Below are 24584 nucleotides of genomic sequence, written 5' to 3'. Positions count from 1 at the left end.
CGGCTCACGCGCCGCCGCGATGCGATCTTCCAGGTCGTGTTGCCCGGTCACTATCGCGAGCATTGCCTGCTCGGCGGCGTTGCGATCGCCGCGGGCCTGCTACGCGCGGTGCGGGCCGCCGTGCCTTGTGCTCGCGAAGTCGCAGTTGGCTTCGGCGGTGCTGGCCGGCTGCGCGCGGTCGTGGTGCTGTCGTCGCCGCGGGCCGGCGAAGCCAAGAAGGCGATGTTCGCGGTGTGGGCCGCCGTGAATCTGGTCAAGCAGGTAGTGATCGTCGACGACGACATCGATCCTTGGGACTCGGAACGCGTCGAATGGGCGACCGCGACCCGTGCGAAGCCCGATCGCGATTACCTGATCGTGCCTGAAGTCCGCGCCGACCGTTCCGAGCCGCTGGACCATGACGGCACCATCACCAAGCTCGGCATTAATGCGACGCGCCGCGCCGGCGATCGTGACTGGCGTCTGGCGCGGCCACCGCAGGCGGCGATGCAGGCCGCCCGGGAAATCCTCGACCGCAGCCGCAACAACGCTGCCAAACAACCGACCCTGTCCACCTGACCGATGGAGCTCCCCATGCCGAAACACCCTTCGTCTGCGCCAGTCTTCATCAAGAAGGCGGCCCTCAGCGCTATGTTTGCGATCTCGCTGCTGACCACGGCGGCGATGCCGGCCAAGGCCGACATCAAGATCGGCTTCCAGGTCCCGCTCACGGGACCTGCGGCCACCGACGGCAAGTCGGCGCAGATCGCCGGCCAGATGGCGGTCGACGACATCAACGCCGCCGGCGGCGTCAACGGCGAAAAGATCCAGCTCGTCACCTATGACGATCAGGCCAAGTCCGACCAGGCGATCTTCACGGCCAACAAGCTGATCGGTGAAGACGGCGTCAAGCTGGTGGTCAACGGCAGCTACTCGGCCTCGGGCCGCGCGGCGGCGCCGGTGTTCCAGCAGGCCGGCGTAGTGATGATCTCCGCCTATGGCGTGCATCCCGACATCACCAAGGCCGGCGACTACAATTTCCGCCTGGTGCATCTCGGCCCGCCGCAGGGCGCCGCCACCGCGCTGTATATCGGCAAGACGCTCGGGCTTAAGAAGATCTCGGCCATCACCATGGACAATGATTACGGCCAGGCGACGATGGACGGCTTCGTCGGCGCCGCGCCGAAATACGGCGTCGAGGTGCTCAACAAATACAGCTACTCGCTGAAGGACCGCCAGTTCGGCTCGATCGTCGCCAGCGTCAAGCGCGACAACCCCGACGCGGTTTATGCCACCGGCTATTTCTTCACTGCCGGCCCGCTGGTCGCCCAGCTTCGCGCCGCCGGCATCACCGTGCCGATCATCGGCTCGCAGGCGTTCGACTCGGAGAAGTTCATCGAGATCGCCGGCCCCGCGGCGGACGGCACCTACATCATGGACAGCTTCGATCGCGATCGCAAAGACGAGAAGCTGCAGAAGTTCTTCTCGGGCTTCAAGGAAAAGGCCGGCTATTCGCCCGAAGGCGTCGCGGCGATCACCTATTCGTCGTTCATGCTGATGGCCGATGCCATCAAGCGCGCCGGCTCGGCCGAGCCCGCCAAGGTCCGCGACGCGCTCGCCGCCACCAAGAACTTCCCGATCCTCGAAGGCACGCTGAACGGCTTCAACAGCCTGCACGAGATCATCATGCCGATCAGCGTCAACGTCATCAAGGACGGCAAGTTCAAGTCGGCCGGCATGATCACCGATCTCGACGCGTTCGCGCCGCCGGAGAAGTAACCAGCGTCTCGCGCATCCGGAGCCTTGCGCTCCGGATGCCGGCTTCGGCTCGTCAGGATCAGGCCCGTGTATTACGTCGACCTCGCCGTCACCGGCATCAGCTTCGGGTGCATGTACGCCATGATGGCGGTCGGCCTGACGCTGGTCTATGGCCTGCTGCGTATCCTGCACGTCGCCCATGCGGCGGTGTTCGCGCTCGGCGCCTATGTGGTGGTGCTGGTCGCCAACGCCACGGGAAGCCTGATCCTCGGCTTCCTCGCGTCGATCTTGATCACGCCGCTGTTCGGTGTCGCGATCTATCGGCTGCTGTATCAGCCGCTGCTGAAATATCGACCCGACGTGCCGATGATCGCCTCGGTCGGATTGCTGGTGCTGATGCAGGACGCGTTCCGCATCGTGTTCGGCGAGCAAGGCGTCACCTTCCGCTCCAATCCGCTGGCGTTCACGACCTTCAATCTCGGCAGCGTCACCTTCAACGCCGTGCAACTCGCGCTGGTGATCTCCGCCGTCGTGATCTTCGTCGGCCTGCACGTCTTCACGACCCGCACCCGCATGGGCATCGGCTGGCGCGCGACGGTGTCGCGGCCGCAGATCGCAACCTCGTTCGGCATCGACTCGATCAAGGTGCGCTATCTGAATTTCGCCATCGGCTCGGCGCTGGCGGCGATCGCCGGCGGGCTGGTGGCGCTGCTCAACAATCTGGTCGATCCGTCGATCGGCGCGGTGGTCAGCTACAAGGCGCTGGCCATCATCGTGCTCGGCGGCCTCGGCAGCGTGCGCGGCACGCTGATCGCCAGCCTGGTGCTCGGGTTGGTCGAGGCCTACGGCACCGTGTTCATCGGCGACTGGCTCGATCGTGACGCCATCGCCTTCCTCGCACTGATCGCACTGCTGATGATCCGGCCGCAGGGCTTCACCGGAGCCCGCACCGCATGACCGCTTACGAGATCAGCATCCTGTCGGTGATCGGCATCAACGTCATCCTGGCCGTCAGCCTCAACATGATCTCCGGCTTCTGCGGCCAGATCAGCCTTGGGCACAGCGCCTTCTTTTGGCGCCGGCGCCTATGCGGCGGCACTGGCGATGGTCGGCACGTCGAACGGATTGATTGCGCTGCTGGCGTCGATCGCGGCCGGCTGCGCGCTCGGGCTGGTCGTTGGCTTCGCATCGCTGCGGGTGCGCTCCGACTTCCTCGCGGTGACGACCATCGGCGTCAACTTCCTGTTCACCGGCTTCGTCCGCAAGCAGGCCTGGCTCGGTGGCGAGATGGGCATCAGCGGCATTCCGCCGACCGGGCTGGGCGCCACCGGCAACATGGCGATGATCCTGGCCTTCGCCTTCGCCACCATCCTGTTCAGCCTGTATGTCGACCGCTCGTGGATGGGCTTCGCGTTCCGTGCCGTCGGTGAGGACGAGTCCGCCGCGACGACGCTCGGTATCGACTCGCGTGCCTACAAGCTGGCGGCGTTCGGCATCGGCACAGCGTTCGCCGGCCTCGCCGGCGGGCTGTATGCGTTCTTCACACAGTTCATCACCGCGGATGCGTTCGACTTCATCCTGTCAGTGACGCTGATGGCCATGGTGGTGATCGGCGGCATCGGTTCGACGCTCGGCGTGGTGGTCGCCGCGATCGGGCTGACGCTGCTGCCCGAGGTGATCCGCTTCGTCAATGATTATCGCCTGCTGGTCTATGGCGGCTTGTTGGTGCTGGTGATCCGCGTCGCGCCGGGCGGACTCGCCGGCGTGGTGCGCAAGCTGTTCGCGAGGGCGTCATGACGGCGGCGCTTCGGCTCGACGACGTCGCGATCCGCTTCGGCGGCGTGCAGGCGGTCGGCGGCGTGTCGTTCGCGGTCGAGCAGGGCGACTTCGTCGGATTGATCGGGCCCAACGGCGCCGGCAAGACGACGCTGATCCGGATCATCGCCGGCTTGCTGCGGCCGGATCGCGGCCGCGTTACGCTTGGTGACGTCGACGTCACCCGCGAAGGCACGGCGGCGCGTGTGCGTCGCGGGCTGTCGCTGACGCATCAGATCGTGCGGCCGTTTCGCGAGATGACCGTGCTCGACAACGTCGTGCTCGGCGCCGGCCATCGCCACACCAGCAGTCCGTTCCGCGCTCTGGCGCATCTCAGCCGCAGCGACGAGGCGGAACGCGCCGCCGCGATTCTCGCCCGCGTCGGACTCGGCGGCACCGAGACCAAGCTCGCCGCGTCGCTGCCGCTCGGCCAGATGAAGCGGCTCGAAGTCGCGCGGGCTCTGGCGGTCGATCCCAAGGTGATCCTGCTCGACGAGCCGCTTGCGGGCCTCAATCACACCGAAGCCGCCGCGCAGGTCGAGACTATCGTCGAGCTACAGCGCGGCGGCGTCACGGTGATCCTCGTCGAGCACAATCTCGAGCAGGTGATGCGGGTGTGTCGTCGTCTGGTCGTGCTCAACAACGGGCTCCTGATCGGCGACGGCGATCCGCACGCGGTGATGGCCGATCCGGTGGTGCACGATGCCTATGTGGGCAGCGGAGGCGCACATGCTGACGCTTGATCGGCTGAGCTGCGGCTACGGCTCGGTGCAGGCCGCGCACGATGTCTCGCTACATGTGACGAAGGGCTCGATCTTCGCGCTGCTCGGCCCAAACGGCGCCGGCAAGACATCGACCATCATGGCGGTGATGGGTCACATCGACATTCAGGGCGGGAGCATCCTGCTCGAAGGCGCCGACATCACCAAGCGGCGTGCCATCGACAGGGTCAGGCTCGGTGTCGCGCTTGTGCCGGAGGGGCGGCAGTTGTTCTCCGACCTCACGGTCGACGAGAACCTTACCGTCGGCGGCTACGCCTTTCCGGCGAGTTCCGACGCCGCCAAGCGCGAGCGCGTGTTCAGTTACTTCCCGCGGCTCTATGAGCGGCGCAATCAGATGTCCGGATCGTTGTCCGGCGGCGAGCAGCAGATGTTGGCGATCGGCCGCGCGCTGATGGCCGAACCGCGGCTGCTGCTGGTCGACGAACTGTCGCTCGGGCTGATGCCCAAGATGGTCGATCTCTGCCTCGACGCGCTGCTGGCGCTGAAGCGCGAGGGGCTCACCATCGTGCTGATCGAGCAGAACACCGCGCGCGCGCTCGATGTCGCGGATCAGGTCTGCGTGCTGTCGTCGGGCTTGCAGGTCTATCAAGGCACCGCTGCCGAGGCCAAGGCCGCCGGCTCGATGTTCGCGAAGTTTCTCGGCATGGGCGACGAGGTCGCACCGGGCTGAAACGAACAACAAGGAGGAATGCGGTGGCGCGAGCGCTGAAGATGGAGGATGTCGAGGCCGGGACGATCGGCGGCTTGTTCCTGTCGGCCGGCGGCTCCGGCCGCAACCAGGTCGCCAAGAACGTCGCTCTTGGGCAGATGGCGCTCGACTATGGCGGCGTGCGGCTGGTGTCGCTCGACGAACTCGATCCCGACGCGCTGGTGATCACTGCGACCGCGGTCGGCGCGCCGGGCTTCGCCAATTGGGCGATCCGGCCACGCGACGCGATCGACGCGGCGCGTAGGCTCGTAGCGCATATCGACCGGCCCATCGCCGGCGTGATCTGCGGCCACGTCCCGGGCTTCAACGCTTGGCTCGTCGCCGCGGCGCTCGGCCTCGACTATGTCGACGCCGCCTCCAACGGTCGCGGTCATCCAACGGTCAAGATGGGCGGCATGGGGCTGGCGTCCCGGCTCGATCTGTCGATCACCCAGGTCGCCTGCAGCGGCAGCGCAGCCGAGCAGAACAAACTGTCGTTCATGGCCGAGGGCGATATCGTCCGCACCTCGACCATGCTGCGTCAGGCTGCGGTGGTGAATGGCGGACTAATTTATGCGGCGCGCGGGCCGTTGACGGCCGGCTTCATTCGCGAGAACGGTGCGCCCGGTGCGATCAGCTTCCAGCTCGAGCTCGGCCGCGCCATGCAGGCGGCGAGCGGCGCCGATTGCGTCCGCGCCACTGTCGAGGCGCTCGGCGGCGAACTGCTGGTGGACGGCGAAGTGATCGAGAACACCGTGTCCTATGGCGGCGGCTTCGATCTCGGCAAGATGATGGTGCGCGGCGACAAGGGTGAGGTCACGCTCGGCATCTACAACGAGTTCATGACCGCCGATATCGGCGGCAAGCGCGTCGCGACGTTCCCCGACATGATCGGCTCGCTCGATCCGGCCACTGGCGACGTGGTGTCGATCTCCGAATCCAAACCCGGCACCCGCGTCGCCATCGTAATCGCCCACCGCTCGAAGTTTCCAGTCGGCAAAGGCGCGCTCGACCCGGCGGTGTTTCCCGAAGTCGAGCAAGCGATGGGCGTGGATATGCGGTCGTATTTGTGACGAAACACCAAGGCGTTTCCCGTCATTGCGAGCCGAAGGCGAAGCAATCCAGCTCCGTGGACTGCGCTGGATTGCTTCGTCGCTTCGCTCCTCGCAATGACGGGGCGAATGCCGCGAACTAACACTGAGGACATTTCATGCTGCGCCTTACGACAGCCGTCTCTCCGGAAACGCCTGGAAAGTCCGCATCCTGCTGCGTCAGCTCGGCTTGCCGTTCGAGCGCGTAACGCTCGATCTCGCAACAGGCGTGACGAAGCAGCCGGACTTCCGCGCCAAGGGCCGGTTCGCTCGTATCCCGGTCCTCGAACTGGAAGACGGCCGCACGCTGGTCGAGTCGGCGGCGATCCTGCTGTATCTCGCCAAGGGCACGCGCCTTCTGCCCGACGACAAGTATCTACGCGCCGAGGTCACGAGCTGGCTCACCTTCGAGCAGGCCGATCTGCTCAAGGCGCTGGCGCTGCCGCGGTTCTGGCACATGCGCGGCATTCAGGAGCAGATGAAGCAGCGCATCGCCGACTTCCACGAAGCGACCTATCCGGCGCTGCAGCTCCTCGAAGACTGGCTGGCGGCGCATCAATGGTTGGTGGACGAGCGCTACACCGTCGCCGACCTCGGCGTGTTCGGCTACGTCGCGATGGCGGAGGAGGGCGGCTACGACATGCAGCGCTTCCCGGCGATCCGCCGCTGGCTCGATCAGATCAAGCAACAACCCGGCTACGTGCCGCTGGTGGAGGACTGACGTATGAACATTCCGATCCGGCGCGGCAAAGAGGTCAAGGCGGCGCGCGGCACCGAGCTGCGCTGCAAAGGCTGGCGGCAGGAAGCCATCCTGCGGCTCCTGGAGAACAATCTCGAAAACGGCGAGGATCCCGAGAACCTCGTCATCTACATGTCGATTGCCCGCGCGGCGCGCGACTGGAACAGCTTCGACCGCATCGTCGCGACGCTGACGACCATGCGTGAGGACCAGACCTTCGTGATGCAGTCGGGCAAGCCGATCGGCCTATTTCAAGGCCAGCCGACGACGCCGCTGGTGATCATGGCCAACGGCAACATTGTCGGCGAGTGGAGCCAGGAGGAGACCCGCCGCAAGCTGGACGACATGGGCTTGACCATCATGCCCGGCATGACCGCCGCGGCGTGGCAGTATATCGGCAGCCAGGGCATCCTGCAGGGCACCTACGAGACCTTCATGGCGGCGGCACGCCAGCATTTCGGCGGCACGCTCGCCGGTCGCTTGCTTCTGACCAGCGGCTGCGGTGGCATGAGCGGTGCGCAGCCGCTGGCCGGCAAGCTCGCCGGCGCGGCGACGCTGGTGATCGAGGTCGACCAGGCGCGGATCGACCGCCGCATCGAGAGTGGTTACTGCGACGCCTCGACCTCCGATCTCGACGAAGCGCTGGCGCGCTGGCAGGCGGCGCGGGACGCGCGCGAGCCGTTAGCGCTGGCTCTATGTGCTAACTCCGCAGTGGTGCTGCCGGAGATCGCGCGGCGCGGCATCGTGCCGGACATCGTCACCGACCAGACCTTCCCCGATCCGCTGAAGGGCTATGTGCCGGCCGAGCTGACGCTCGAACAAGCGCGCGCCATGCGCAAGAGCGATCCGGAGCAACTAATGGCGCTGGCATCACGCTCGGTCGCGACCCACGTCCGTGCCATGCTGGACTTCCTCGACAAGGGCTCGATCGTGTTCGAATACGGCAACAGCCTGCGTGCCGAGGCCAGAACGGCCGGCGTCGAGGACGCGTTCCGGATGAGGTCGTTCGTCGACCTCTACATCCGCCCGCTGTTCTGTCAGGGTATCGGGCCGTTCCGCTGGATCGCGGTGTCGGGCGATCCGCAGGACATCTACACGATCGACGACATAATCCTGGAGACGTTCTCGTCCAATCACCCGATCGCCTCCTGGATCGACAAGGCCCGCACCCATGTGAAATTCACCGGCCTGCCGGCGCGGATCGGCTGGCTCGGTTATGGCGAGCGCAGCCGCCTGGCGTTGCTGGTCAACGAAGCGGTCGCCGACGGCAGGCTGAAGGGTCCGATCGCCTTCACGCGTGATCATCTGGACTCGGGCTCGGCGGCGATGCCGTATCGCGAGACCGAGAACATGAAGGACGGCTCGGATGCCATCGCCGACTGGCCGATGCTCAACGCGCTGCTGAACTGCGCTTCCGGTGCCGACCTCGTCGCCATCCACGGTCTGGGTAGTCGTGGCGTCAGCGCCGGCGCCACCATCGTGGCCGACGGCAACCTGGCGACCGCGGAACGGCTGAAGCGCGTGCTCGATGGCGATCCCGGCATCGGTGTACTGCGGCATGCGGACGCCGGCTACGATCTGGCGATCGAGCAGGCCGAGCGCTTCGGCCTGTCGGCGACGATTCCGAAGTCACTCGGCTGAGGCGCTGCGGCGCACGAAGCCGATTGACATCGGATCGGGCTCCTCAATAATGTATAGACATATTCCCCGGCCGGGTCGGGGGAGGGCGGTGCGTGCGCGCTGCCGTCTGTCATGCCTCAACCGCCGGAGCCGCCCGTGCCGCCGATCTATATCGACTATCTTAATCGTCTCGACATCGAAGAGCTGAAGATCACCGACGAGGAAATCCTCGCCGCGATCGAGACCAGCCTGGCCAGCCAGGGCCGCGGCGAGAGCGTGATCGAGCCGCGCATGCATCTCGAGCCCGGCGTCGCCAATGGCCATTTCAACGTGCTGCGCGGCGCCCTCAAGGAGCCGATCGACTCCGCGGGCGTGAAGATCGTCGGTGATTTCGTCGACAACTACAAAATCGGCTTCCCGTCCGAGCTGGCGGTGTTGTGCCTGTTCGATCCGCGTACCGGCGCCCCGAAGGCGATCCTCGACGCCAGCGGCATCACCGACATGCGCACCGGCGCGGTGACGGCGGTCGGCGCCAAGTACCTCGCGCGCAAGTCCTCCAAGGTGCTCGGCCATATCGGGGCCCGCGGCACGGCTTATTGGAACGTACGGCTGCTCAACCACATTTTCGATTTCGACGAGATCCGCGTGCATTCTCGCCGCGAGGAGAGCCGCCGCGGCTTCGCGGAACGTCTCAGCCGCGACCTCGGCAAGAAGGTGATCGCCACCGAAGATTGGCAGTCCTGCGTCGAAGGAGCCGACATCATCGTCGAGGCGTCGCGGCTCAATGAGCCGATGCCGATGCTGAAGACGTCGTGGATCAAGCCGGGCGCATTCGTGGTGCCATACGGCACGATGAGCGCGGTCGAACTGACGCTGACCGACATCATGAGCAAGCTGGTGGTCGACGATTGGGGTCAATGCAAGGGCGGCAAGTTCGGCAGCCTGCGCGCCCATGTCGAGGCCGGCAAGCTGTCCGAACAGACGCTGCACGGCGAACTCGGCCAGATCGTCGCCGGGCTGAAGCCGGGCCGCGAGAGCGAGCAGGAAACCAATTTGTTCTGGCACCGCGGCCTGTCGCTGTCCGACATAGCGCTCGGTCACGCCATGTTGGAGAAGGCGCAGCGCCTCGGCATCGGCCAGCGGCTGCGCTTCGCCTAACGCCGCGATGGCCTACGTCGCAAACGCCCGGATGTACGCCGTCAACGCGGCCGCAAGTGCCGCGTGGAAGGATCTGTTCGAATGGCTGGCGCGCGACAGCGGCGTCGATCTCGTCGCCGTCGACCACGTTTATCCGGCGGCGCTTGCGGAGCTATGGGCGCGGCCGGACCTCGGCTGCGCCTTCATGTGCGGCTTTCCCTACATGCTGGCCGCGCACAAGCCGCAGGCCGTCGCGGCGCCGGTGCCGGTCGGCGCGCCGATCAACGGACAGCCGGTCTACGCGACGCGACTGATCGTTCGAAGCGACTCCCGCTATCAACAGCTCGAAGATACGTTCGGCGGCCGGCTCGGTTTCACCGTTCCGGATTCGCATTCCGGCTACAATGCGCTGCGCCATCATCTGCTGCCGTACTACCAGGCCCGCGGCGCCCGGCTGTACACACAGAGCATCGGACCATTGACGACACCGCGCCGCGTGATCGAGGCGCTGATTGCCGGCGATATCGACGTCGGCCCGCTCGACGGCTACGCGTTCGATCTGATGCTGCGGCACGAGCCGGAACTCGCAACGTCGCTCCGGGTGATCGCCATTACCGATCCGGCTCCGATCCCATTCCTGGTCGCCAGTCCGAGCTGCCCGGCAGAAATCGTCGCGGCGTTGCGCACGTCGCTGCTGCGTTTCGGCGATGCGGAGGAGGGCGCTGATTTGCGAGACCGGCTGTGCCTGCAAGGCTTTGCGCCGGTCAAGCTTGATAACTACGAACCGATCACGCGCTGGGATCGCGAGGCGCGCGAGGCCGGCTATGCGGAGCCGATCTGAGTCTTCAGGCGGGCCGCAGCCAAGCCAAATAGCAATTGCAGTCATGGCCGAGCTGCAAGCCGAACGAAGTCATCGTCGCCTTGTGCAGGACCGCCGCGTCGCCGCCTGACAATTCGACCGGCTCCGCTCCGCCGGAGAGCTGCACCCGGCCTCTGGCCGATATCACGACGGCAATTTCCCAGGCATCAAATGCGAGGCTCGCCGTTTCGGCGACGTTCTGCAGCCGATGCGTGAAGCGGCCCCGCCGGGTCATCACATTGAGGTCGAGGATGTCGCCGGCGACGAGTTTGGCGCTGGTCGGCACGTCGCCGGGAAACACGACCGGCTCCGACTCCGGTGTAAGTGTCACAGGGTCGCGGCCGTCGATCGTCAGGATCATGCCGCGCCCGCTCAGTACCGCGAGCGTGCGGTCGATTTGCGGAAAGGTCGAGAACGGGCCATCGCGGCCGACGCAGGCCATGCTGATGCGCCAGTCGAAATCATCGAACGTTGCGCCCTGCGGCGAGACGGCGATCTCGGTGGTCGAGCCGCCGCCGTTTTTCCACGGCGTGACGCGGCAACTGCCGGCGCGGATAATCTGCATGCCGAACTACGCGAGGCTCGGCAGATCGAGGCCGTGCTCGCGGGCGCAGTCAATGGCGATGTCGTAGCCGGCATCGGCATGGCGCATTACGCCGGTCGCCGGATCGTTCCACAGCACGCGGCCGATGCGCCGCGCCGCGTCCGGTGTGCCGTCGCAGACGATCACCATGCCGGAGTGCTGCGAAAAACCCATGCCGACGCCGCCGCCGTGATGCAGCGACACCCAGGTGGCGCCGCTGGCGCAGTTGAGCAGCGCGTTGAGCAGCGGCCAGTCCGACACCGCGTCGGAGCCGTCGCGCATCGCTTCGGTCTCGCGATTCGGGGAGGCGACCGAGCCGGAGTCGAGATGATCGCGGCCGATCACCACCGGTGCCTTGAGTTCGCCCTTGGCGACCATTTCGTTGAAGGCGAGGCCGACGCGGTGGCGATCGCCGAGGCCGATCCAGCAGATGCGCGCCGGCAGGCCCTGGAAGCTGATGCGCTCGCGCGCCATGTCGAGCCAGTTGTGCAGATGCGCGTTGTCCGGCAGCAGCTCCTTCACCTTCTGGTCTGTGCGATAGATGTCTTCCGGATCGCCTGACAGCGCCGCCCAGCGGAACGGGCCGATACCGCGGCAGAACAGCGGGCGGATATAGGCCGGCACGAAGCCGGGGAAGTCGAACGCCTCGGCGACGCCTTCCTCCAGCGCCACCTGGCGAATGTTGTTGCCGTAGTCGACGACCGGAATGCCCATGCGGTGGAAGTCGAGCATGGCGCGGACGTGCTCGGCCATCGACTTCTTCGCGGCAGTTGCTACGGCCTTCGGATCGCTCTCGCGCCGGGCTTCCCAGTCGGACAGACTCCAACCCTTCGGCAAGTAACCGTTGACCGGATCGTGCGCCGAAGTCTGATCGGTGACGGCGTCGGGTCGTACGCCGCGGCGAACTAACTCAGGGAAAATATCGGCGGCGTTGCCGAGCAGGCCGATCGACACCGGCTTGCCGGATTTCTTGGCGTCCTCGAGCATCGCCAATGCTTCGTCGAGCGAGCCGGCCTGCTTGTCGAGATAGCGCGTGCGCAGCCGCATCTCGATACGCGACGGCTGGCATTCGACCGCGAGGCACGACGCGCCGGCCATCACCGCGGCGAGGGGCTGTGCGCCGCCCATGCCGCCGAGGCCGGCGGTCAGAATCCATTTGCCGGCGAGATTGCCGCCATAGTGCTTGCGGCCGAGTTCGGCGAAGGTTTCGTAGGTCCCTTGTACGATGCCCTGGGTGCCTATGTAGATCCACGAGCCGGCCGTCATTTGGCCGTACATCATCAGGCCCTTGCGATCGAGTTCGCTGAAGTGATCCCAATTCGCCCAATGCGGCACCAGATTGGAATTGGCGATCAGCACCCGCGGCGCGTCGGCATGAGTCTGGAACACGCCGACCGGCTTGCCGGATTGCACCAGCAGCGTCTTGTCGCCGTCGAGCCGGCGCAGCGCGCCGACGATGCGGTCGAAGCTCTCCCAGTCGCGCGCGGCGCGGCCGATGCCGCCATAGACGACGAGTTTCGCCGGCTTCTCTGCTACTTCGGGATCGAGGTTGTTCATCAGCATGCGCAGCGGCGCTTCGGTCAGCCACGATTTCGCGGTGAGATCGCTGCCGCGGGCGGCGCGGATGATGCGGGCGTTGTCGATGCGCGTCATGTGTCGATGTCCATCAGTTGATCGAAGCGGTCACTGGCCGTGACGCACCCGGGCGTGCAGGGGATTGAAGCCGATGCGGTAGACCAGCTCGGCCGGCCGCTCGATATTCCAGATCGCGAGGTCGCAGGCCTTGCCGGCTTCCAGTGTGCCGATGTCGTGTAGCAGCCCCAGTGCGCGCGCCGCCTCACGCGTCACCGCGGCGAGGCATTCGTCGACGGTGAGACGGAACAGCGTCGCGCCCATGTTCATGGTCAGCAGCAGCGACGTCAGCGGCGAGGTGCCGGGATTGCTGTCAGTGGCGAGCGCGATCGGCACGCCATGCTGGCGCAGCGCCGCGACCGGCGGCTGCTGATGTTCGCGGATGAAGTAATAGGCACCGGGCAGCAGCACCGCCACGGTGCCGGCGGCCTTCATCGCCGTGACGCTGGCCTCGCTGGCGTATTCGAGATGATCGGCCGACAGCGCGCCATACTTTGCGGCCAAAGCGGCGCCCGACAGGTCGTTGAGCTGATCGGCATGGAGCTTGACCGGCAGGCCGAGTTCGCGCGCCTTGTCGAACACCCGCGCGGTTTCTTCCGGAGAGAACGCAATGGTCTCGCAGAACGCGTCGACCGCGTCGGCGAGTCTGTCAGCAGCGATGGCGGGCAGCATCTCGTTGCAGACGAGGTCGATATAGTCGCCGCTGCGGCCTTTGTATTCGGCCGGCGTGGTGTGGGCGCCGAGGAAGGTGGTACGCACCGTCACCGGCGCGAGTTCGCCGAGCCGGCGCGCGGCCTGTAACTGCCGGCGCTCCGTGGCAAGCTCGAGGCCGTAGCCGGACTTGATCTCGATGGTGGTGACGCCCTCGGCGATCAGCGCGTCGAGCCGCGGCTTGGCGGCGGCAACGAGATCGTCGACCGATGCGGCGCGGGTCGCCTTGACGGTCGAGACGATGCCGCCGCCGGCGCGGGCGATTTCCTCGTAGCTGGCGCCAGCGAGGCGCAGTTCGAACTCGGCGGCGCGGTTGCCGCCATAGACCAGATGGGTGTGACAGTCGACCAGGCCCGGCGTGATCCAGCGCCCTTCGCAATCGATGCGCTCCGCGGCATCGAAGGATGGTGCCTCCGCGGCCGAACCGGCATAGACGATGCGGCCATCCTGCGCGGCGATCATGCCGTCTTCGACGATGCCGAGGCCGGGCCGGAACGGCGCCAGGGTAGCTAGGCGGCAGCGATACCAGATACGATCGACACGGGTCATGCGAGCAGCTACCGGCTTGGCAGGACGATTATTTGTCTATACATATTAGATCATCCATTGTCCATCCGTTTCGATGTCCGGAGGCCTGCGTGACGGTGCTTTTCTTCGACAACGCGCTGCTGCCGCAGGGCTGGGTCCGCGACGTCCGGCTGACGCTGGAGGATGGCCGCATCGCCACCGTCGAGACCGGCGTGGCGCTGCAGCTCGGCGACGATCATCACCACATAGGCCTGCCCGGAATGAGCAATCTGCACAGCCACGCGTTCCAGCGCGCGATGGCTGGACTCACCGAAGCGCGGGGCGCCACCGCGGACAGCTTCTGGACCTGGCGCGAGCTGATGTATCGCTTCGTGCAGCGGATCACGCCGGACGAGGTGGAGGCGATCGCCGCGCAGGTCTATGTCGAGATGCTGGAGGCGGGCTACACGCGCGTCGGCGAATTTCACTACGTGCATCACGATGCCGGCGGGCAGCCCTATGCGGATATCGCGGAGTTGGCGCATCGGGTCATCGCTGCCTCGCAGTCGACCGGCATGGCGCTGACGCTGCTGCCGGTGTTCTACGCGCACGCCGGCTTTGGCGGTCGCGCTCCAGAGCCGCTGCAGCGGCGCTTCATCAACACGCCGGATCAGTTTGCCCGGCTGATCGAACAATGTCGCACCGCGTTGGAGAGTGTCCCCGGTGCCGTGCTCGGCATCGCGCCGCATTCGCTGCGCGCGGCGACGCCGGACGAACTCGGCGGCATCGTGCCGCTGGCACAGGATGGGCCGATCCACATCCATGTCGCCGAACAGACCCGCGAGGTCGAGGATTGTGTTGCGTGGAGCGGCCAGCGCCCGGTGGAATGGCTGCTCGACCACGCGCCGGTCGATCGCCGCTGGTGCCTGATTCACGCCACGCATACCAACGCGCACGAACTGCGCGGCATGGCGGAGCGCAGCGTCGTGGCCGGGCTGTGCCCGATCACAGAAGCCAATCTCGGCGACGGCACGTTCGATCTGCCGACGTTCCTGCAGCACGGCGGCGGCTTCGGCGTCGGCAGCGACTCCAACGTGCTGATCGGCCTCGCCGACGAGCTGCGCCAGCTCGAATACAGCCAGCGGCTGGCGCGCCGGGCGCGCAGCGTCACCGCGGTGGACTACGCGCCTTCGACCGGACGCGCGCTGTTCGATCGCGCGCTGGCCGGCGGCGCGCAGGCGCTGGGTGTGGACCGCGTCGGGCTGGTGCAGGGCGCCGTAGCCGACATCGTCAGCCTCGACGCCGATCATCTGGCACTGGCCGGACGCAGCGGCGACGCGCTGCTGGATAGCTGGATTTTCGCCGCGTCGCGGGCCGGGGTTGTGGATTGCGTCTGGACAGCGGGCCGCAAGGTTGTGACAAACGGACGTCATCATCAACGCGACGCGGCCGAAGCCCGCTTCCGCCGCGCTCTGCACAACCTTCTATCGGCATGAACGCCAAATCCCACGCCTCTCCCAATGGCTCCCCGACCGCGCTGTATCAGCGTATCCGCGGCGACCTGGAGAGGAAGATCCTGTCCGGCGACTGGCCGCCGGGCCACCGCGTGCCGTTCGAGCACGAGCTGATGCAGAGCTACGATTGCTCGCGCATGACCGTGAACAAGGTGCTGTCGGGGCTGGCGACTGCGGGACTGATCGAACGGCGACGGCGCGCCGGCAGCTTCGTGTCGCGCCCGCGGGTGCAATCGGCGATCCTGCAGATCCCCGACCTCAAGGCCGAGGTCGAGAAACGCGGCGAGCACTACGGCTATCGGCTGCTGGCACTGGAGAAGCGCGGCGCGTCCGCGGCCGACAAGGCCCGCATCGGCGTCGCGCTACGCGCGCCGGTCCTGGCGCTGCGCTGCCGGCACGAAGCCGAGGGCCAGCCGTTCGCGCTGGAAGACCGGCTGATCAATCTGCGCGCCGTGCCTGAAGCGATGCAGCAGGACTTCTCGCAGACGCCGCCCAACACCTGGCTGGTCGGGCAGGTGCCGTGGACCGAGGCCGAGCATCGCATCGCCGCGGAAGCCGCCGATGAAGCGACCGCGGCCGAATTGCGGATCGAGCCGGGTGCTGCGTGCCTGACGATCGAGCGCCGAACCTGGCGAGGGGGTGAGCCGATCACCGCGGTGCGGCTCATCCACCCGGGTCACATGTATGATCTCGTCGCCCGCTTCACGCCGTCGGCGTGAGCGGGCGGGCGATTACTTCTTCAGCGCGTCCGTGACGTAGCTGTTGGTCCACAGATCGTTCTCCGATCCTGCGGCATCGAACTGCTTGCCAAAATCGACCCCGATATCGCGCGCCGAGGTGATGGCGTTTTGAACACCTTCGCGGTCGATCTTGCCGCCGTCCGCGGTGCCGCTCTTGAGCGACTTCACCGCGATGACGATCGCCTCGGGATCGGCTTTGGCGAAGAACTGCTTCTGAATTGCCTGCGCGGTCTCGTCCGGCTTTTGCGCCAGCGCGGCGCTGGCTGCCTGCAGCGCGCGTGCGGTCTTGACGATCAGCTCGGCCTTCGCGGCGTCGACCGGCTTCTTCACCGCGAGCACCAGATAGGGTTGATGCGCAAGCTGCGGGAAGTCGTCGCCCATCGACACCAGCACCTTGCCGGCGCCGGCCTTCTCGGCGATGTAGCCGGCCGGCGGCGAGAGCACGAAGGCGTCGATGCGCTTGTTCTCCAGCGCCGCCTCGATCGCCACCGGATTGCCGACCTGCGCGACCTTGATATCAGCCTTGGGGTCGAGCCCGCCCTTGGTGGCCAACCAGCGCGCCGCGGCTTCCTGCGCGCCGCCGATCGCCGAGACGCCGACGGTCGCGCCCTTGAGCGCGGCGAGGCGCTTGTCCAGCGGCGCATTTGGCGCCACGCCAGCGCGCTCCAGCAGCGACGGCGCGACAACGAGGTCGAGCGTCACTTTCGACATCAGCGAGTACACCATCTGGAACGGCTGGCCCTTGGCGTAGGCGCGCATCAGCGTGTCCGAACCAACCGCGGCGAGATCGACATCGCCGGCATCGAGTGCGGCCAACGCCGCGGCGTCGCCGCCCGGCACCACCACCGCATTCGCCGTCAGTCCTTGTGCCTTGAAGCTGTCGAGCGCCCGCGCCGTCCACAGCGGCAGGAAGCTCAAGGTCGGCACGCCCTGGCCGATGCGCACCGTCTGCTGCGCCATCGCGGCGGCAGGCATGGCGAAAATCGCGGCGGACACGATCAGTGCCTTGAAGCAGCGGTCGGAGAGAGAACCAAACGCCATCGGGTTAGCTCCTGTTGTTGAAGTCGATCAGATGTCGCTCGGCGGCTGTGTCGTCGGATTCTTCCAGCGCAGCAGCCGGCGTTCGAGCCGTCCGGCGAGGAAGTTGGCGATCAGCACGAAGCCGAGCAGCAGGATGATGCCGGCGAAGACACCGGCCGGGTCATAGGTGGACGAGGCCTCGTGAATGAATAGCCCGAGGCCCTGGATCGACGAGGTAAACTCGCCGACGATCACGCCGATGACGCTGTAGGGGATCGCCATGCGCATGCCGAGGATGATGTAGGGCGACGCCGCCGGCAGATAGACGTGCCAGGTGAGCTGGCGCTGATTGGCGCCCATCACCAGTGTGAGATTGACGAGTTCGCGGTCGACGCTGCGGACGCCCGAGAACACGTTGTAGAACACCAGGAAGAACACCATGATCGAGGCCAGCGCGACCTTCGATCCGATGCCGATGCCGAACCAGATGATGAACAGCGGCGCCAGCGCGATCTTCGGAATGCCGTAGAACGCCATCACGTAAGGCTCGAAGATCCGCGCCAGTCGCGGCGAGCGGCCGAGCGCGTAGCCGCCGATGACGCCGCCGGCGACGCCGATGACGTAGCCGAGCACGAGCTCCTGACCAGTCGTGATCAGATGCGGAATGATCTCGCCCGAGGCGAACAGCTCGTACAGCCGTGCCGCGATCGCGGTCGGCTTGCTGACGTAGATCTCCTTGATCAGCCGTCCCGACGCCCACTGCCAGAACACAAGCAGGACGATGCCGGGCAACAGGCTGATGCCGAACTGGCCGAGCGCGGCGAACCGCCGGCTCCATTTGCGCGCCGCCGGCGCGGCGTCGACCGAGGCTGCATCGTTCATCGTCGTTTCCATCTCAATGCGCGCCCCGGATATCGATCTGCGAGCGGAACACCGACCACACCGCGTCGTAGGCCTGCTCGAAGCCCGGGTTCTTGAACGGCTCGAACACGTCGCGCGGCCGCGGCAGGTCGATGGCGATGTTAGCGAGCAGCCGCGACGGGCGCTGGCTGAGGATGACGACGCGATCCGCCAGCACGACGGCTTCGGTGATGTCGTGCGTCACGAAGATCACCGTGGCGCCGGCTTCGGCCGACAGCGTCTGCAGATCGTTCTGCATCACCATTCGGGTCTGCGCGTCGAGCGCGCCGAACGGCTCATCCATCAGGATGACGTCAGGGCGATACACCAGCGTGCGGGCAATCGAGCCGCGCTTCTGCATGCCGCCGGACAACTGGTTCGGATAGTAGTTTTCGAAGCCCTTGAGGCCGACGGCTTCGATCGCCTTCGCCACTTGCGCGCGGCGCTGTTCGGCCGGCACAGAGCGCAGCACCAGGGGCAGCTCGACGTTCTCCTGCAGGGTCTTCCATGGGAATAGTTGAGCCTGCTGCGGCACGAAGCCGACAGCCTGATTGACCGAGTCGATGGTGCGGCCGTGATGTTTCACGTTTCCGCGCGTCGGCATCAGCAGTCCGGCGGCCATCTGCAGCAGCGTACTCTTGCCGCAGCCGCTCGGGCCAATCACGGCGACGAACTGGCCGGGCTCTGCGTCGAACGAGATGCCGTCGAGTACGCGGATGCGGCCGCCGGAGCCGGGGGTCGCGAAATCCTGTCCGATCCCATCGAACGCTAGGACTTGTCCGGTCAAACGATCCTCCCGCGGTTCCGTTCTCGTCAGGATAGCGTGCACTCCGATAATGTATATACATAATCGCCTTCAGGTCCGGCAAGCGTGGATATTGGGCAGTGCCTGCGCAATCGGCGTGCGATGCGGCCGGGCGTGACAGTGGGGCGTCCGCCTCCTAAGACAGCGCGTCGTCAGCCTGCCAGGAGAACACCGAGTTGAGCATTCCAACCGTCGCACCGCGTCGCCTGATCGTCGGCATCTCCGGAGCGTCCGGCGTGATCTACGGCGTGCGTATGCTTCAGCTGCTGCGCAACAGCGGAATCGAGACGCATCTGGTGATGTCCAAGACCGCCGAGATCACCTTCGCGCACGAGACGCGAATGAAGATCGCCGAGGTCAAGGCGCTGGCTCACACCACGCACGCCATCGACGACATGGCGGCCGCCATCGCCAGCGGATCGTTCAAGACGATGGGCATGATCGTGGCACCGTGTTCGGTGAAGTCGATGTCCGAGATCGCGACCGGCGCCACCTCGACGCTGCTTACTCGCGCTGCGGACGTGGTACTTAAGGAACGGCGCCGACTGGTGCTGATGGTGCGCGAGACGCCGCTGCATGGCGGCCATCTTCGCAACATGGCGGCGCTGTCCGATATGGGTGCGATCATCGCGCCGCCGCTCCCGGCGTTCTACGCCAAGCCGGAAACAATTGAGGACATGGTCGAACACACGGTTGGACGCATGCTTGATCTTTTCGATATCGACGTTGGCGTGGTGCGGCGCTGGGGCGAGAAGTAACCGCCCATGCGGCCCTCGCTCCCAAACAGTTTGCCGAGCCCGCCGTCCCCGCGATATGAGCCTGGGCTATCCGTAGCCCGCCTGTTAAAATGGCGGCACCGACTCCCGGTGCCGCCGAACTGATCGTCTGGCGGAAGGTCCGTCGCCGCATCACCTCGCCATCGCTCCCTCAGGTCACGGGCCGACGCCGGTTCTCAATTCGGGGAGCGGAACGACGCTCAGGCGCGACGCTTCTTGTTCGCCGATCCCCAAGGCCAGCAGCATCATGCGACAAAGGCCGTCAGCGTATGTCGCGTCCCGGCCGTCTTCCAGCATTGCCCGAAGCCCACTGCGCATGGTGCCTACCACCAGATCGGTCGCGGCTGCCTCGTCGTCATAGCGGAAGCCTCCAGCGAGCTTCGCTTCGCGCAGGTCCGGCTTCGGATAAGCGCGCAAATCATCGTTGAGCGTTGCCGCGGTCGCGGACAGTGCCAGAACAAGCCATCCCCAAGTGGCATCCATGCCGGCCCGCATCAGCACCAGACGGGACATCGTCGCAAATCTTTCCACGGGGCAAGCGATCAAGCCTGCTGCCGCAGCGATCCCGCGAAACGGATCGCGGCCCACACTTCGCCACAACTCGTCGAACAGCGCCTGCCGGCTTTCGAAGTGATTGTAGAACGTTCCGCGCGCGACTCCGGCCGCGACGATGAAATCGTCGATTGTGGTTCGCTCCGTTCCGCTATGCGCGATCACTTGGGCCGCCGCCTGCAAGATGCGGGTGCGCATGCGGAGACGGCGTTGGGCGCCGATCTGATGTCTGCTCAGGGGGGCTCGGAGGCCCGCCGGTTGAATGGACATAGTCGATCCATATTGACATTTAATGTCTATTTTTGACATGTTCGGTCAAATTGCAAGCGTCTCCCGCAAAGGGGTGACCCGCGGCCGATAAAAATCTCAGCCACAACGAGAAGCGCATGCGGGCCTACGCCCAACATGAAGCGCGCAGTGGCGGCATAAAGGGAGGAAGCGATGAGGCCTACCGACGGCAGCCAAACAGGCGGCAATCAATTTCAACGCCGAGGACTGGATGATTTACAGCTCGGCCATCTGCGGCATTTCGCGAACCTGTCCCGCCAGTTGCCGAACCAGTGGGAACTGATGAAAGGCAAGGGCTACGGACAAGAGGATTTCGGCGGGTACCGCTTCCAACTTGCTTACATGTCCTACGCTCTGGCTCTCACGCACCGACACCGATTGCCTGCAGCGCCCGGTGTCTTCAAACCGATCTTCGAACGCTTGATCGCCAAGATGCTGCTCCCCGAAGTGTGGATGTACTGGCGTGACGTGAGCCGAGGCGGGAGCATATTCAACGCCCATCTGAGTTCGGGTTATAGCGAACAATGGGATCCCGTCGCCCGCGATAACATCATGTACAGCGCTTATCTGCAGTCGATGACGCTGTTGTACCATTATCTGTTCGACGACGCGCGCTACGCGGAGCCGGGCGCTCTGACGCTCCAATTCTGGTCGTACTTTTGGGGAGGCGAGCAAAAGCGGTTCAGCTATGATGAAAAATCGCTGAACGAGAACCTGTACTGGCAAATGGTCGAGAGCGGATATCTGGGCGTTGCGTGCGAACCGAATTGCACGTTTCAGATCTGCAATCAGCCGGCCATCTTTGGCTTCCGACTGCACGACCTGGTCTACGGCGGATCGATCGCGGCCGACGTGGTCAGCGGGTACGAGCAGGCTTGGAAAGAGTTTGGTCGGCTCGGCGACAACGGCCACTACAACATCATGCTGTCCCAGGACACCAGACAAGTACGACCCAATCTGGGGAAGTCGCCTTGGGTCGACGCATGGTGCGGAACGCTGATGAACATGTGGAATCGCGATTTCGTTCACGCACATTACGCCGACCAGGCAAAGGATTTTCTGCGAGCGGGACCGGACGGTGCACTATCGGTGATCGCGGGTGAGCGCCCCCTCGTGATGGGACAGACCATCGTCAGCGACAGCTGTGACTTCGGCTGGATGGCCGCTTGGGCGTCCGAGATGGGGGACCAGACGACGTTGGGCGGTCTGCTGAAGCACGCCGACATGTATATGTCGCCGTGCTGGCGCGACGGCGGTCTGTACTACCCGCGCAACGACGTTGCGACCGACGCGGAGGGCAATGCGTCGATGATCGAGCCGATGTCCGGCAATGTGCTGTTAGGATATGCGCGGCTGAACGTCCCAGACGGTCTCTGGGCGTTCTACAACGACCCCTGGAGCAGCGATCGGTTCGACGAACCGGCTTTGATTACGGTCTCGGATGATCTCGACGTCAGCAGAGCGTGGTTCGACGCCTCCGCCAACCGCCTGGAGTTTTCTCTTAGCGGAACTGACGCGACCGCCGAAGGGCTGGTGGTGCTGGGTAATTTGCGATCGCGTGGGTCGTGGAGCCTGTGGCTGGACGGCGCGGAAATTTCGAGCGGACGGGCCGACGTTCCCGCGAGCCAGGACAACGAGGTTGTCCGGCGTGTTGCAGATGGCCTCGTGCTCAGGCATGCGGGCGTTCGCCGCGGCGATTACGTCCTGACGTTCACGGAGTAATGCATGCTCCCGACCACATCCGAACCGCCCGCTATCCGCCCCGCATTTGATTTGATCGACCACCACGGTCGCGCCGTTGATCTCACAGCGTTCCGCGGGTCATTCGTGCTGGTCTTCTTCGGCTTCACGCACTGCCGAGTCGTATGTCCCCGGGCGCTGAAAAAACTGTCTTCAGCCCTGGAGGCGCTTGACGAAGATCCGACCCAGCTCATTGCGTTGTACATCACTGTGGATCCGGAGCGCGATACCCCACAGGTCATGCGCGCGTTCCTGGAAACATACCCGCGCATACTTGGATTGACAGGCTCGCGCGACCAGATCGAAATCGCCAAGCGCAACTTCCGCGTCTTCAGCCGACGCAGCGCCTCGCCCACGGAGGACGGCAACTACGACGTGCCGCACACCGCTATGACCTATCTGCTAGATCCCGAAGGGCGCTACATCGCGCACTTCAACGATTCGCTCGACCTCCCCGAATTTATCGAACGTCTCCGGATCGGTCTCACTGAGGGGGGACGTTGATCTATTCGGTCCAGACCGATTCAATCCACCACAGCAGGACGATGCCGGTGATCGAGATCGTCCTGCAAGGTTGTAGCTGCGGAACGGTTACTTCGCCCGCAGCCAGGGCACCATGCGGCCGAGCGTGGCGTCGTGGCGGAAGTACTGATGCCACAGTGCGCCGACGACGTGGATCGCGACGACCGCCAGGCTGACGACGAAGATCATCTCGTGCGCCTCGTGCAGGAAGCCGGCAATCTGCTTGTTGGCTTCGAGTAGCGGCGGAATGCCGAGCAGCTTGATGCCGCGGCCGGCGAACAGCGTCATGCCGAGGCCGGTGAGCGGCAACGCGAGCAGCAGCAGATAGAGCAGGCCATGGCTGATCCGCGCGATCACTTCGGTGATGCGCGGCGAGGGCACGAGATCGGGCGCGCCGTGGATACGGATCCACAGGATGCGGATGGCCGCGAGCGCCAGCACCACGGTGCCAACCGCCTTGTGCCAATCCATCACCGCGAAGCGCAGTGGATCCTCCTCGGGCAGGCTGTGCGAATATTGCACGAGGCCGAACAAGACGACGACGCCGAGAAAGATCACCCAATGCATCGATACGGCGAAAGCACCGTAGTCGCTGGGGCGTTTGTCGGACGAGTCGAGGGCGGTGGTGGTCATGATGTCTCCCGAATCTGGATGCGCGCGGCCCATCGCGCGCGTGAAATGCAATCGGGATGATGTTCGGGGAGATCGCGCCGCGATGTGATCGAGCGCAAATGCAGCGAACACATTTTGCTGATCTTGCAGGGGCGCGCCGCAATGTCGCAGGCACGCGCCGCGTAGGAATGCCGCGAGTTAGAGCTGTGATGCGCGAGTGATTTGCATTAGCGGCGCGCAGAAGACGTTCGGTGCTGCTCTGCGCGAGGTCCGGCTTATTGCCGTTGCTTCAACACCGGCACGACGAGAAATGGAATCATGCCGAGTACGACGCTGATCAGCGCGAAGCCGAGCACGGGATTGTAGCTGCCGGTGAGATCGTGAAGCAGGCCGCCGCACCATGAACCGAACGCGGAGCCGAGGCCGCTGCCGATCGCGATGGTGCCGTAGATCAGGCCGACCTGCTTGCCGTGAAACACCTTCATGGCAGTCGCCGTGATCAAAGGGCCGCGCGAGCCGATCATGCTGCCGAAGCACAGCACGAATCCGCCGAGTACGATGTAGTTCGGGTAGAACTGCAGCAGCCAAAGCATGACGATGCCGGTGATCGAGATCGCATAGCTGAACAGGATCGACGGTCGCCGCCCGATGACGCCGTCAAGCCAGCTCACGCCGAGCATGCCGATCACCAGCACCACGCCCGAGAAACCCCAGGCCGTCGCCGCCTGCAGCGCCGGGAAGCCGGCATCGACCAGATAGGCGACGACCTGCACCGAGATCGCGTACATGCCGATGGCGGTGAAGAAGAAGGTGGCGAACAGCGCCCAGAAGGCGTGGTGGCGCATCGCGGCGTGCAACGTCCAGCCGTCGTCCGGCGCTTCGAGCGTCGCGGTGCGCGTGATGCCCGGCGCGCCGGCGGAGTAGCGCCGCCACGGCATCATCAAGAGAGGCGCGATCAGCAGTAGCATCGCGGCGCCGAGCAGCTCATAGGCTCCGCGCCAGCCAGAGCGCTCGATCAGCAGTTGCGCGATCGGCAGCATCACCAGCACGCCTGCGCCTGTCGCGGAGTACACCACTGCCATGGCGGTCGGCAGCTTCGGGCCGAACCAGCGGCCGAGCAGGATCGAATTCGGCACGTTGCCCGTCAGCGCGATGCCGAGTCCGACGCACAGCCCGACTGCGAGCTGTAACTGCCAAAGCTTCTCGGCGATCGC

The 24584-nt window shown here is 65.4% G+C and carries 24 protein-coding genes and 1 pseudogene; 16 read left to right on the top strand and 9 right to left on the bottom strand.

All coding sequences use genetic code 11. The annotated features are described in order from the left end of the window. The 11 genes and pseudogenes from I5M_RS09870 to I5M_RS09820 form a co-directional block, all read left to right on the top strand. Window positions 1-558, top strand: a pseudogene (locus tag I5M_RS09870) (UbiD family decarboxylase domain-containing protein); the annotation flags it as partial. Window positions 559-573: 15 nt separating this feature from the next. Next, window positions 574-1758 (top strand): ABC transporter substrate-binding protein, encoded by a 1185-nt coding sequence (locus I5M_RS09865; protein ID WP_159103987.1) that lies wholly within the window; start codon window positions 574-576, stop codon window positions 1756-1758. A gap of 66 nt (window positions 1759-1824) precedes the next feature. Next, complete coding sequence (locus I5M_RS09860; RefSeq protein WP_022721249.1) at window positions 1825-2694, top strand: branched-chain amino acid ABC transporter permease; 870 nt, start codon at window positions 1825-1827, stop codon at window positions 2692-2694. A 96-nt stretch (window positions 2695-2790) separates the two neighbouring features. Further along, on the top strand, window positions 2791-3534 hold the full coding sequence (locus I5M_RS29455) for a branched-chain amino acid ABC transporter permease (RefSeq protein WP_199900029.1): 744 nt from the start codon (window positions 2791-2793) through the stop codon (window positions 3532-3534). Beyond that, complete coding sequence (locus I5M_RS09850; protein ID WP_022721248.1) at window positions 3531-4295, top strand: ABC transporter ATP-binding protein; 765 nt, start codon at window positions 3531-3533, stop codon at window positions 4293-4295. The genes I5M_RS29455 and I5M_RS09850 overlap by 4 nt, the downstream gene beginning before the upstream one ends. Then, complete coding sequence (locus tag I5M_RS09845; protein ID WP_031335987.1) at window positions 4282-5004, top strand: ABC transporter ATP-binding protein; 723 nt, start codon at window positions 4282-4284, stop codon at window positions 5002-5004. Before I5M_RS09850 ends, I5M_RS09845 begins: the two co-directional genes overlap by 14 nt. Before the next feature lie 23 nt (window positions 5005-5027). Next, on the top strand, window positions 5028-6095 hold the full coding sequence (locus I5M_RS09840; protein WP_148287852.1) for a DUF917 family protein: 1068 nt from the start codon (window positions 5028-5030) through the stop codon (window positions 6093-6095). 124 nt (window positions 6096-6219) lie between these two features. Beyond that, window positions 6220-6834 (top strand): glutathione S-transferase family protein, encoded by a 615-nt coding sequence (locus I5M_RS09835; protein WP_031335986.1) that lies wholly within the window; start codon window positions 6220-6222, stop codon window positions 6832-6834. A 3-nt stretch (window positions 6835-6837) separates the two neighbouring features. Continuing rightward, a complete protein-coding gene (locus tag I5M_RS09830) occupies window positions 6838-8493 on the top strand; it encodes a urocanate hydratase (RefSeq protein ID WP_022721244.1) in 1656 nt (551 codons plus the stop codon). A 135-nt stretch (window positions 8494-8628) separates the two neighbouring features. Continuing rightward, window positions 8629-9630: an ornithine cyclodeaminase family protein gene (locus I5M_RS09825; protein ID WP_031335985.1), complete on the top strand. Its 1002-nt coding sequence runs from the start codon at window positions 8629-8631 to the stop codon at window positions 9628-9630. Between the two features lie 7 nt (window positions 9631-9637). Next, on the top strand, window positions 9638-10450 hold the full coding sequence (locus I5M_RS09820; RefSeq protein WP_022721242.1) for a phosphate/phosphite/phosphonate ABC transporter substrate-binding protein: 813 nt from the start codon (window positions 9638-9640) through the stop codon (window positions 10448-10450). A gap of 4 nt (window positions 10451-10454) precedes the next feature. Here I5M_RS09820 and I5M_RS09815 read toward each other — a convergent pair whose 3' ends face one another. Genes I5M_RS09815 through hutI form a run of 3 tightly spaced genes read right to left on the bottom strand, consistent with a single transcriptional unit; the run spans window position 10455 to window position 13943 of the window. Next, window positions 10455-11033, bottom strand: a complete 579-nt coding sequence (locus tag I5M_RS09815; protein WP_022721241.1) for a HutD family protein — start codon at window positions 11031-11033, stop codon at window positions 10455-10457. Between the two features lie 6 nt (window positions 11034-11039). Beyond that, window positions 11040-12704, bottom strand: a complete 1665-nt coding sequence (hutU, locus tag I5M_RS09810; protein ID WP_022721240.1) for a urocanate hydratase — start codon at window positions 12702-12704, stop codon at window positions 11040-11042. A gap of 30 nt (window positions 12705-12734) precedes the next feature. After that, entirely contained in the window at window positions 12735-13943 is a 1209-nt protein-coding gene (gene hutI / locus I5M_RS09805) for an imidazolonepropionase (RefSeq protein ID WP_022721239.1), read from the bottom strand. A gap of 89 nt (window positions 13944-14032) precedes the next feature. Between hutI and I5M_RS09800 the strand changes: the two genes are divergently transcribed. Both I5M_RS09800 and hutC read left to right on the top strand, forming a co-directional pair. After that, on the top strand, window positions 14033-15397 hold the full coding sequence (locus I5M_RS09800; protein ID WP_022721238.1) for a formimidoylglutamate deiminase: 1365 nt from the start codon (window positions 14033-14035) through the stop codon (window positions 15395-15397). After that, window positions 15394-16134: a histidine utilization repressor gene (gene hutC / locus I5M_RS09795; RefSeq protein ID WP_022721237.1), complete on the top strand. Its 741-nt coding sequence runs from the start codon at window positions 15394-15396 to the stop codon at window positions 16132-16134. Before I5M_RS09800 ends, hutC begins: the two co-directional genes overlap by 4 nt. A gap of 12 nt (window positions 16135-16146) precedes the next feature. On the opposite strand, the gene I5M_RS09790 is transcribed toward hutC, so the two are convergent. Genes I5M_RS09790 through I5M_RS09780 form a run of 3 tightly spaced genes read right to left on the bottom strand, consistent with a single transcriptional unit; the run spans window position 16147 to window position 18862 of the window. Next, on the bottom strand, window positions 16147-17196 hold the full coding sequence (locus I5M_RS09790) for an ABC transporter substrate-binding protein (RefSeq protein ID WP_022721236.1): 1050 nt from the start codon (window positions 17194-17196) through the stop codon (window positions 16147-16149). A gap of 27 nt (window positions 17197-17223) precedes the next feature. Next, a complete protein-coding gene (locus I5M_RS09785) occupies window positions 17224-18057 on the bottom strand; it encodes an ABC transporter permease (RefSeq protein WP_159103986.1) in 834 nt (277 codons plus the stop codon). A 13-nt stretch (window positions 18058-18070) separates the two neighbouring features. Further along, a complete protein-coding gene (locus I5M_RS09780; RefSeq protein WP_022721234.1) occupies window positions 18071-18862 on the bottom strand; it encodes an ABC transporter ATP-binding protein in 792 nt (263 codons plus the stop codon). 200 nt (window positions 18863-19062) lie between these two features. On the opposite strand from I5M_RS09780, the gene I5M_RS09775 reads away from it, so the two are divergent. Next, entirely contained in the window at window positions 19063-19638 is a 576-nt protein-coding gene (locus I5M_RS09775) for a UbiX family flavin prenyltransferase (protein ID WP_040771639.1), read from the top strand. 174 nt (window positions 19639-19812) lie between these two features. Here I5M_RS09775 and I5M_RS09770 read toward each other — a convergent pair whose 3' ends face one another. Continuing rightward, complete coding sequence (locus I5M_RS09770) at window positions 19813-20406, bottom strand: TetR/AcrR family transcriptional regulator (RefSeq protein ID WP_022721232.1); 594 nt, start codon at window positions 20404-20406, stop codon at window positions 19813-19815. 243 nt (window positions 20407-20649) lie between these two features. On the opposite strand from I5M_RS09770, the gene I5M_RS09765 reads away from it, so the two are divergent. Both I5M_RS09765 and I5M_RS09760 read left to right on the top strand, forming a co-directional pair. Further along, the gene (locus I5M_RS09765) at window positions 20650-22218 is read left to right on the top strand and encodes a hypothetical protein (RefSeq protein ID WP_022721231.1); all 1569 of its coding nucleotides are present in this window, start codon (window positions 20650-20652) and stop codon (window positions 22216-22218) included. Window positions 22219-22221: 3 nt separating this feature from the next. Further along, complete coding sequence (locus I5M_RS09760; RefSeq protein ID WP_022721230.1) at window positions 22222-22740, top strand: SCO family protein; 519 nt, start codon at window positions 22222-22224, stop codon at window positions 22738-22740. Window positions 22741-22827: 87 nt separating this feature from the next. Here I5M_RS09760 and I5M_RS09755 read toward each other — a convergent pair whose 3' ends face one another. Together I5M_RS09755 and I5M_RS09750 are read right to left on the bottom strand one after the other, a co-directional pair. Further along, complete coding sequence (locus I5M_RS09755; RefSeq protein ID WP_031335980.1) at window positions 22828-23391, bottom strand: cytochrome b; 564 nt, start codon at window positions 23389-23391, stop codon at window positions 22828-22830. Between the two features lie 254 nt (window positions 23392-23645). After that, the coding region (locus I5M_RS09750) for an MFS transporter (RefSeq protein WP_022721228.1) at window positions 23646-24584 on the bottom strand (939 nt) is incomplete at its 5' end.

Source organism: Rhodopseudomonas sp. B29, assembly GCF_000333455.1.
Taxonomy (GTDB): Bacteria; Pseudomonadota; Alphaproteobacteria; order Rhizobiales; family Xanthobacteraceae; genus Rhodopseudomonas.
The sequence above is the reverse complement of the archived record's forward strand: the minus strand, read 5'-3'. Positions and strand labels throughout refer to the sequence as shown.